The organism is Streptomyces sp. NPDC007084 (genome assembly GCF_040703595.1).
Taxonomy (GTDB): domain Bacteria; phylum Actinomycetota; class Actinomycetes; order Streptomycetales; family Streptomycetaceae; genus Streptomyces.
The window spans coordinates 38522-48880 of record NZ_JBEYFY010000048.1; the positions used below are offsets into that span (position 1 = coordinate 38522).

7 protein-coding genes are annotated in these 10359 nt (G+C 74.3%); 5 read left to right on the plus strand and 2 right to left on the minus strand.

The genetic code is table 11. The annotated features are described in order from the left end of the window. Positions 1 to 48 precede the first annotated feature (48 nt). From AB0912_RS28070 to AB0912_RS28085, 4 genes are all read left to right on the plus strand, one after another. Positions 49 to 2598, plus strand: coding sequence for a glycoside hydrolase family 3 C-terminal domain-containing protein (locus tag AB0912_RS28070; protein WP_366704591.1), 2550 nt, complete (start codon positions 49 to 51; stop codon positions 2596 to 2598). A 63-nt stretch (positions 2599 to 2661) separates the two neighbouring features. Further along, positions 2662 to 3702 carry a LacI family DNA-binding transcriptional regulator gene (locus tag AB0912_RS28075; RefSeq protein WP_366704577.1) on the plus strand — a complete coding sequence of 347 codons (1041 nt, stop codon included), beginning with the start codon at positions 2662 to 2664 and terminating at the stop codon, positions 3700 to 3702. 167 nt (positions 3703 to 3869) lie between these two features. Further along, positions 3870 to 4742 (plus strand): universal stress protein, encoded by an 873-nt coding sequence (locus AB0912_RS28080; protein WP_366704579.1) that lies wholly within the window; start codon positions 3870 to 3872, stop codon positions 4740 to 4742. Between the two features lie 568 nt (positions 4743 to 5310). Continuing rightward, positions 5311 to 7203: a discoidin domain-containing protein gene (locus AB0912_RS28085; protein WP_366704581.1), complete on the plus strand. Its 1893-nt coding sequence runs from the start codon at positions 5311 to 5313 to the stop codon at positions 7201 to 7203. A gap of 50 nt (positions 7204 to 7253) precedes the next feature. Here the strand turns inward: AB0912_RS28085 and AB0912_RS28090 are convergent, their stop codons facing one another. Further along, entirely contained in the window at positions 7254 to 7607 is a 354-nt protein-coding gene (locus AB0912_RS28090; RefSeq protein WP_366704583.1) for a hypothetical protein, read from the minus strand. A 107-nt stretch (positions 7608 to 7714) separates the two neighbouring features. On the opposite strand from AB0912_RS28090, the gene AB0912_RS28095 reads away from it, so the two are divergent. Beyond that, positions 7715 to 8380, plus strand: coding sequence for an NUDIX domain-containing protein (locus tag AB0912_RS28095; protein WP_366704593.1), 666 nt, complete (start codon positions 7715 to 7717; stop codon positions 8378 to 8380). Positions 8381 to 8580: 200 nt separating this feature from the next. On the opposite strand, the gene AB0912_RS28100 is transcribed toward AB0912_RS28095, so the two are convergent. Then, a partial coding sequence (locus AB0912_RS28100) for a SpoIIE family protein phosphatase (RefSeq protein WP_366704585.1) occupies positions 8581 to 10359 on the minus strand: 1779 nt, incomplete at its 5' end.

Below are 10359 nucleotides of genomic sequence, written 5' to 3' on the forward strand. Positions count from 1 at the left end.
ACACCGACGGGAGAGCGCTCTCCCAGGAAAGAGGCCGGACACATGGAGATGACGGACGACGAGGCGGAACGCGAACGGCTCCTCGGCAAACTGACCCTCCGCGAGAAGGTCCGGCTGCTGACCGGCGCGACCACCTGGCGCACCCGGGCCGAACCGGCCCTGGGGCTGCGGGAGATGGTCCTGTCGGACGGCCCCGCCGGCGTACGGGGGCAGGCCTGGGACGAGCGTGAACCCTCCCTGCTGCTGCCCTCGGCGTCGGCGCTCGGGGCACTGTGGGACGAACGGCTCGTGGAGCGCCTCGGCGGCCTGCTCGCCGCCGAGGCGCGCCGCAAGGGCGTCGACGTGGTCCTGGCGCCCACGCTCAACCTCCACCGGACACCGCTGGGCGGACGGCACTTCGAGTGCTTCTCCGAGGACCCCGAACTCACCGGCCGCACCGGCGCCGCGCTCGTCCGCGGCATCCAGGCGCACGGGGTGGCCGCCACCGCCAAGCACTTCGTGGCCAACGACTCCGAGACCGACCGGCTGACCGTCGACGTCCGGGTGCCGGAGCGAGTGCTGCGCGAGGTGTATCTGGCGCCGTTCGAGGCCGCCGTCGAGGCCGGCGTACGGGTCGTGATGGCCGGCTACAACGGCGTCAACGGCACCACCATGAGCGCCAGTTCCCTGCTCACCGATCCGCTGAAGCGGGAGTGGGGGTTCGAGGGCGTCGTGGTCTCGGACTGGGGCGCGCTGCGCGAGGGCGACCCGGCCGCCCGCGCCGGCCTCGACCTCGCCATGCCCGGCCCCGAGAGTCCCTGGGGGGCCGCGCTGGTCCGGGCCGTGGAGGACGGCCGGGTCCCGCAGGCGGCCGTGGACGACAAGGTGCGCCGTCTGCTCACGCTCGCCGCGGCGTGCGGGGCGCTGGGGGAGCCGTCCATGGAGACGGTGACCAGCCGGGACGCCGGTGCCGATGCCGCTGCCGATCCCCGCGCCCTCCCTGAGGCCGATGCCCTCGGTGCAGCCGGAGACGAGGTCTGTGCCGACATCGCCCCCGAGGGCGCCGAGCCGGGGCCGGACGCGCGGGCCCTGCTGCGGCGGGCCGTCGCCGCGAGTTCCGTGCTGCTGCACAACCGGTACGTCCTCCCGCTCGATCCCGGCCGGCTCCGTACGGTCGCCGTGATCGGGGCGCACGCCACCCTGCCCCGCACGCAGGGGGGCGGCAGCGCCGGTGTCTTCCCGCGGCACGTGGTCACGCCGCTCGACGGCATCAGGGACGCGCTCGGCGCCGGCACCCGGGTCGTCCATGTACCCGGCCCGTCCACCGACGCCCCGGCCCCGCCCCTGGACCCCGCCCTCTGCACCGACCCCGTGACCGGTACTCCCGGAGTCCGGCTGCGCCTGCTGGACGCCTCCGGCGAGGAACTGCACGCCGAACACCGGCTCAGCGGGCGCCAGTTGGAACCGCTCCTCGTCCCCGGCGCGCACACCGTCGAGATCAGCGCCCGGTTGCTGCCGGACGTCACGGGGTCCTGGACGATCGGCGTCGGCGGGTTCGGCCGGATGAGCGTCACCGTCGACGAACGCGTGCTGCTGGACGGGGAGTTCGCGCGAGAGACGGACGATCCGGCCGTCGTCCACGTGAACCCGCCCGTGCACTGCGCGCGCGTCCCGCTGAGGGCCGAAAGCGCGGTGCTGGTGACGGCCCGGCGTGAACTCGTCCCCGGCGCGGGCCGGGCCACCGTCGTGACCGCCGCCCCGCCCCGCCCCGACGACCGGGCGGCCCTGGCCGAGGCCGCGTCGGCGGCCCGGCACGCGGACGCCGCGATCGTGGTGGTCGGCACGACCGAGCACGGCGAGTCCGAGGGCTACGACCGTACGGACCTCGGGCTCGGCGGCCGGCAGGACGACCTGGTCAGGGCGGTCACCGCCGCCAACCCGAACACGGTCGTCGTCGTCAACAGCGGGGGACCGGTCGAACTGCCCTGGCGGGCACAGGCCGGGGCCGTCCTGCTGACCTGGTTCCCCGGCCAGGAGGGCGGCGCGGGCCTCGCCGACGTGCTGTTCGGGCGCGCCGAGCCGGGCGGCCGGCTGCCCACCACCTGGGCGGCCACGCTCACCGACGCGCCGGTCACCCGCACCGGACCCACCGCCGGCCGCCTCGACTACGAGGAGGGCCTGCACATCGGCTACCGCGCCTGGGCACGCCACCACCGCACGCCCGCCTACTGGTTCGGGCACGGACTGGGCTACACGACCTGGGCGTACGAAGCGCTCGACGTCCCCGACGACCTCGTGGCCGGAGAGTCCTTCACCGCGCGGATCGCCCTGCGCAACACCGGCGGACGCCCCGGACGCGAGGTCGTCCAGGTCTATCTCTCCGCCCCGGCCGGCCCGTTGGAACGCCCGGAACGCTGGCTCGCCGGCTACGCGGCCGTGCACGCCGGGCCGGGGGAGCGGACGACCGCGGTGGTGGAGATCCCGGCTCGCGCGCTGCGCCACTGGGAGGAGGACACGCACGCGTGGCGCACCCGCCCCGGCCCCTACCGGGTGCTCGCCGGCCGCTCCGCCGGAGCGCTCCCGCTGACGGCCGTCACCCTGGTCCGGGCGCCGCGCTGAGCGCCCGGCGGCCACGGAGAGCGCTCTATGCCCGGGCGGGGGCGGGCGGTTAGGGTTCCGTTCATGAGCAGACAGGCTCCCACGCTGGAGGATGTCGCGCGGGAGGCCGGAGTCTCCCGCGCGACCGTGTCCCGGGTCATCAACGGTGTCCGCAACGTCGACCCCGGGATTCAGGAAGTGGTGCGCCAGGCCATCGAGCGGACCGGTTACGCGCCCAACCGGGCCGCCCGCTCCCTCGTGACCCGCCGCAGCCAGACCGTGGCGCTGATCGTGTCCGGCGCGGGCGACACTCCCGGGGAGGAGCAGAACGCCTTCGCGGCGCGGGTGTTCGCGGACCCCTTCTTCGGACGGGTCGTCAGCGGCGTGGTGGGCTACCTGCGTCCGCGTTCCATGCATCCCCTCCTGATGTTCGCCGAATCCGCGGAGACCAGGAACCAGGTGCTGACCGACCTGCGCCAGGGCAGCGCCGACGGCGCGCTCGTCGTCTCCACCCACGCCGACGACCCGCTGCCCGCGCTGCTCGCCGGCGCCGGCCTGCCCGCCGTCCTGTTCGCCCGCCCGTCACGGCCCGTGCCCCTCAGCTATGTCGACCTCGCCCACCGCGACGGGGCGCGCCTGGCCGCCGACCACCTGCTGAACCGCGGCTGCCGGCGGATCGTCACCGTCACCGGCCCGCTCGGGGTGGCCGCGAGCCAGGACCGGCTCGCCGGGTTCCGCGACACGATGGCCCGCCGGGGACACCCGTACGTCCCGGTCGCCGAGGGCGGGTTCACGCTGGACAGCGGGATGGCCGCGATGTCCGGACTGCTGGCCGAACACCCGGACGTGGACGGGGTGTTCGCCGCGAACGACCTGATGGCGCAGGGTGTGTGCCAGGTGCTGCGGGAACAGGGCAGACAGGTGCCGGACGACGTTGCGGTGGTGGGCTTCGACGACTCCAGCGTGGCGGTGACCTGCCGGCCGCCGCTGACCACCGTACGGCAGCCGGTGGAGGAGATGGCCGCGGCGATGGCCCGCCTCCTCGACGAACACATCCGGGGCGTGCGCACCGAACCCACCTCGATGATCTTCGACCCGGAGATCGTGGTCCGCGCCTCGGCCTGAGGGCCGCACGGCCGGAACGGCCCCGGGCCACCGCACGGTCCCGGGTCGCCGCACCGCCCCGGTCCCGGGGCCGGGACCGGTCCGCCGGCGCGTGTGACGGACACTGGACCGGTCAGGACGGAAGAGCCACCGGCCGCGCGCACGGGCCGGCGAGGGAAGGCAGGCGTATGACCGACGCGATCACCGTGGGCGTGGACGGATCTCCCGAAAGCAGAGCGGCGCTCGCCTGGGCGGCCAGGGAGGCGGTCCGCCGTGACCTGCCCCTGCGGGTGGTGTACGCCTGGCACTGGCCCCCGCACGACATGGTCGGCGGCGGTGACCGGGAGGACCAGGAGCGCTGGGCGCGCGGCATGGTCGAGGACGCGGCCCGTACGGTGACCGACCGGCACACCGGTCTGCGGGTGACCGCCGAGGTGGCCGACGGCGAGGCGGTCGAGACCCTGCTGCGCCTCGCCGCCCCCGACGGGCTGCTGGCCCTCGGCTCGCGCGGATACGGCGCCTTCGTCGGCTTCCTGCTCGGCTCCGTCGGCCAGCGGGTGATCGCCGGGGCGCCCGGCCCGGTCGTCCTCGTGCGCACCGAGGACCGCCCCGAGGGCGAGGCGGGCGGCCGGGAGATCGTCGTCGGACAGCAGGGCGGCCCCGACGACAGCGCGCCCGGTCTCCGGTTCGCGTTCGAGACGGCGGCGGCCCGCGGCGCCGCGGTGCGGGCCGTACGGGCCTGGAGCCTGCCCCCGGTGTTCGCCTACAGCCCCGCCTCGCTCAAGCTGCTCGACGAGGCGGGCGGGCTGGAACCGTACGAGAAGAAGGCGCTCGGCGAGGCGCTCCGGCCGTGGCGGGAACGCTTCCCCTCCGTGGCGGTCACCGAGCACGTGGAGATGGGCAGCGCGGGCCAGGTCCTGCTGTCGCTCGCCGGCCGGGCCCAGTTGATGGTCGTCGGGCGGCGTGCCGAGCGGTCCGCGGTGGGCGGGCGCATCGGTTCCGTGGCGCACGCCGTGATGCACCACGCGCCGTGCCCGGTGGCGGTGGTTCCGCACTCCTGACGCCGCCGCGGCCGGCCGCCCGCGAGAGGGCCGCCGCCTCGCCCACCGTCACGGCACGCGGCCGGTCTCCGGGCCGGCCGCGTTCAACTCCCGAAACCAAGAGCCGGGTCGACGGCCCACGGTGCCAATCCTGACGTGAAGTATTGACGGCACCATGACACTCCGGTTGACTCCCTGAACAGTGACCGGTTCCGGCTCCGTCACCTGTTGCGGAGCCGGAGCCGGGGTCACCGCGCTGAGCCGCGCGCACCACCTGACGCGGGCCGGGAGCCCGATCCCGCGCCGTTTTCTTTCGTACCCGCACCCGCCCGCGCACCGGCCGCCCCGCACCTCCGGCCGCGCTCAGGGCCCGCACCACCCGCAGCCCGCACCCCACGCACCCCGTACTCGGAGCACATCCCGCACCCCGTGCACCTCACGCACCCGGTGCCCCGCCCCCACCCCGCACCCCGAGCCGCACCCCCGCACCTTTTCGCTCCATCCCGCACCCCGTCGGGACGCGTGCCCCCGCGCGACGTCCCGCGCATCAGCACGGACCGGCACCCCCAACTCCCCGCAGGAGAGCCGCATGCCATCCCGCACGCACCGCACGCTGATGGTCGCCCTCGCCACCGTCTCCGCCGTGACGCTCCTCGCGGCCGGCCCCGCCCTGGCCGGCCCCGAACCCGCAGCCTCCGCCGCGGCGGCCGACGCCACCTGGGACACCGACCGGGCCGCCGCGGCCTACGCCGCGAACCCCGCCGCCGTCACCGCCTCCGGCAGCGAGAACGGCGGCACCGGCCCCGGCCTCGCCTTCGACGGCAACCCCACGACCCGCTGGTCGAGCCAGTTCGCCGACGACGCCTGGATCCGCGTCGACCTCGGCTCCGTACTCCGCGTCGACCGCGTCGTCCTGGACTGGGAAGCCGCCTACGGCAAGCGCTACGTCCTGGAGGTGTCCCGGAACGGCACCGACTGGACGCCCTTCTTCACCGAGACCGCGGGCACCGGAGGCTCGGTCACCGCACACACCTACCCGCAGGAGGTCACCGGCCGCTACGTCCGGCTGCGCGGCGTCGAACGGGCCACGCCCTACGGCTACTCGCTGTACTCCTTCAAGGTCTACGGCGGCGCCCCCGCCCCCGCCTCGACCACCCGGACCAACCTCGCCCTGAACCACCCCGCCTACTCCAACCTCTACCAGCACGCGGGCAATTCGCCGGCCTTCGTCACCGACGGCGGCTGGCCCGCCGACCTCAAGGGCGACGCCACGCGCTGGTCCAGCGACTGGAACGCCGACCGCTGGGTCTCGGTAGACCTCGGCGCCGCCTCGTCCATCACCAGCGTCGACCTCTACTGGGAGGCGGCCTACGCCGTCGACTACGAACTCCAGGTCTCCGACGACAACCGCACCTGGCGCACCGTCTACCGGCCGTCCGCCGCCGAGGTCGCCGCCCGCCGCGCCGACGTCAAGGCCCCCGGCGACGCCGCAGGCCGGCACGACACCGTCACCCTCCCGCAGGCCGCCACCGGCCGCTACGTCCGCATGCTCGGCAAGGAACGCCGCTCCTTCTACAACCCCGCCCCGGCCACGGCCCAGTTCGGCTACTCCCTCTACGAGTTCCAGGTCTGGGGCACCGGGGGCAGCGCCGCCGCCGCGTACCCCGCGCTCCCAGGCGAACAGGCGGGCACCTACCAGACCGCGTTCTTCGACGACTTCACCGGCCCCGGCCTGGACCGCTCCAAGTGGCGTGTCGTCAGGACCGGTTCGGAGATGGGCTCGGTCAACGGCGAGTCGCAGGCCTATGTCGACTCCGCCGACAACATCAGCACCCAGAACGGCAGCCTCGTCCTCAAGGCCAAGTACTGCAAGGGCTGCACCCGGGCGGGCGGCGGAACCTACGACTTCACCTCCGGCCGCGTCGACACCAACACCCACTTCGACTTCACGTACGGCAGGGTCAGCGCCCGGATGAAGCTGCCCGTCGGGGACGGCTTCTGGCCCGCCTTCTGGCTGCTGGGCAGCAACGTCGACGACCCCTCCGTCTCCTGGCCCGCCTCCGGCGAGACGGACATCATGGAGAACATCGGGTACGGGGACTGGACGAGCACCGCCCTGCACGGCCCCGGCTACTCGGCCGACGGCAACATCGGCGCCCGCCAGACCTACCCGGGCGGCGGACGCGCCGACCAGTGGCACACCTACTCCGTGGAGTGGACGCCCACCGCCATGCGCTTCTTCGTCGACAACACCCTCGTCCAGGAGACCACCCGCAACAAACTGGAGTCCACCCGCGGCCAGTGGGTCTTCGACCACAACCAGTACGTCATCCTCAACCTCGCCCTCGGCGGCGCCTACCCCGCCGGCTGGAACCAGGTCACCACCCCCTACTGGGGACTGCCCCAGTCAAGCGTCGACCGCATCGCCGCCGGGGGAGTGCAGGCGGAGATCGACTGGGTGCGCGTCGAGCAGAAACGCTGAGACCGCGCCCCGGCCGGGCGTGTCGGGTGGGGCCTTCCCGAGGAGCGGCCCTACCCGTTGTCGGCCCGGGACATCCGCAGCGCCAGATCCTGGAGCAGATCGGCGGTACTGACCTCGGTCCGGCCGGAGTCGTGCAGATCGGCGAGTTCGGAGAAGAGGAACGCGAAGGCGCCCACCAGCGAGATGGCGGCGGGCAGATACGCGTCCGCGACCGCCTGCCCGGCCTCCGCCGGGCCGGCGTCGCCGGGCACCTCGACCCGGGGGAACACCTCCGTGACGAGCGCGCCCAGGTTGTTCTCCGCCGACTCGACGCCGGACTCCTCGTCCTGGGCGATCCTGCGCACCATCGCGTTGGTCTCGGTGAGCACGCCGATGGCGCGCAGGATGATCTCCGTCTGTTCCATGCCGTGAGCCTAAACGGGCGAGGCCCCGCCCGGGACGGGATCTTGGTGCCGGAATGGTAGACAGGGCCCATGAACGACATCTCCCGCTCGCCCAGGGCCGGCGCGCGATGACCGCGGGCATCGACACCCCGGACCGCAGGGGCCGCACCGGACTCGACCGGGCGGGCCGCGACCTGACCGGCAACCCCCGCGTCAGAATCCGCGACGTACGCCTGCTGTCCTGCCACTGGTACGTGGAGCGCAGCACCACCTTCGACCTCCAGCTCGCCGACGGCACCTGGAGCACCCAGGAACGCGAGACCCACGACCGGGGCAACGGCGCCACCCTGCTGCTCTACGACGCCGAACGCGAAACCGTGCTGCTCACCCGGCAGTTCCGCTACGCCGTCTACGTCAACGGACACCCGGACGGCATGCTGGTCGAGACGCCCGGCGGCCTCCTGGACGAGGCGGACGAGCACCCCGAGGACGCCGTGCGGCGCGAGGTGATCGAGGAGACCGGACACACCGTCGGCGCGGTCGAGCACGTCTTCGACGTCTATATGAGCCCCGGCTCGGTCACCGAACGGGTGAGCTTCTACGCCGCCGCCTACGGCCCCTCGACCCGCACCCACGAGGGCGGCGGCCTCGACGAGGAGGGCGAGGACATCGAGACCGTCGAACTCCCCTTCCGCGAGGCCCTGTCCATGATCCGCACGGGCGAGATCGCCGACGCCAAGACGATCATGCTGTTGCAGTGGGCCGCTCTGGAAGGACCGTTCGCCAAAACCTGACCTGGTGCGCGCTCCGAGGAGCAGACTCCCGCTCGACCTCGAGGACCAGACTCCCGTTCGACCCCGAGGACTTCGGGCCCGAACAGGAGGAAACGCCACGCGGCACCGCCCCGTCGGCACCGACCCCACGGCCCGCCGGGAGGCGAGCGCGCACCAGCGGGGCCGCACCGACGAGGCCGGCTGACCGCTGGACGGCCGGGTCATCCGGCCCGGGGCGCGCGGCGGGTGGTGAGCAGCAGGGCGATGTCGTCGGGGCGTTCGCGGGCCTGCCGGGCCTCCGCGGTGAGCAGGTCCGCGGCGTGCGACAGGGAGTGGCCGCCGGGGCGGAAACGCTGCGGGGAGCCGGCCCCGGCGAGCGTCGCCCGCAGCGCCTCCACCCCCTCGTCGATGTCCGTGCCCGGCCGCTCGACCAGCCCGTCCGTGTACAACGCCAGCACCGCCTCCGGCTCCAGCCTCAGCTCCGTCACCGGGTACGCGGCCTGCGGATCCACCCCGAGCACGACCCCGCCGGGCAGGTCCAGCACCTCGGTGCGCCCGTCGGGATGGCGCAGCAGCGGCTGCGGATGCCCGGCCCGCGCCGCGCGGGCGACGCCGGTGAGCGGGTCCACCCGGACATAGCAGCAGCTCGCGAACTGCCCCGGATCGAGATCGATGAGCAGCCGGTTGGTGCCGCTCATCACCTCGTCTGGCGTATGGTCGCCGAGCGTGAACGCCCGTACCGCGCTGCGCAGTTGGCCCATGGTGGCGGCGGCCTGGACCCCGTGGCCCTGCACGTCCCCGATGACCAGCGCGAGCCCGTCCCCGGCCTCCACCACGTCGTACCAGTCGCCGCCCACCTCCATGCCGACCGTGCCGGGCAGATACCGGCCGGCCGTCTGCACCATCGGATGCGCCGACAGCCGGTGCGGCAGCAGGGCCTCCTGGAGCCCGCGGGCGAGGGCCGCCTCGTTGTCGTAGCGCCGCGCCCGTTCCAGCGACTGCGCGATCAGGCCCGCGAGCGCGGTCAGCACCGTCCGTTCCTCGGTGCTGAAGTCGCGGGGCCGGTCGAAGCCGAGGATGCAGGAGCCGACCGGACGTCCGGAGGCGATCAGCGGCAGGAACGCCCGGGCACCGGCCTTGGCGTCCAGGGCCATGCCCGGATAGGCGGCGGCCATCTGCTGCATCGACTCGAAGAAGAGCGGCCGGCCGCTGGTCAGGGTCTCGACGCCGGGCAGCCGGGCGTCCAGGCCCACCCCGTCGAAGGGGGCGAGGAAGCCCTGCGGGAAGCCGGTCTCCCAGGCCAGGTACAGCCGGCGGTCCTGGAGCAGGTAGATGGCCAGGCGGCGGCTGCCGAAGGCGGGCAGCAGCTCACGCATCACGACCTCGGACACCTGGCGCGCGGTCACCGCCTCGGCGAGGGCTATCGCGAGCACGATGGGCCGGTACGGCGGCGCCCCGGAGGAAGCCGGTGCCCCCGACCCGTCCTCCTCCGGGGCGGAGCGGGCGGGTTCCGTCTCGAACGGAACGTTGCCGGTGGTCTGCGCGGCCCGGCCGAGCGGTACGACTTTGCAGGTCATCCCGCCGGGGCCGGGATAGACGGACAGACTCAGCCAGGTGTCGTCGGTCCGTCCGGAAGCGGTCCCGTCGCCGTTCACCAGCGGGCTGCGGGCCCGGAAGTGCACCGGGTCCGAGGAGAGCAGCGCGCCCCGCAGATGGTCCTCGTAGGTGGGCTGGGCCATCCACGGCACCGCCTCCCACAGCGCCCGGCCGAGCAGCTCGCCGCGCGGCCGGCCGAGCAGCTCCGCGGCGCGCGGGTTGGCGTAGGTGATCAGGCCGAGCCGGTCGAGGGCGAAGACGCCCTCCGGGAGCTGGTCGGCCGCGCCGCCCGCGGCGGGCCCCGGCCCCGGGTCCACCAGCACCCCGCTGACCCGGTACGGCGGTCCGCACGCCCCGCCCGACGGCCACAGGTCGAGCAGCCGCAGCCCGCCCGCGCCGGTGCG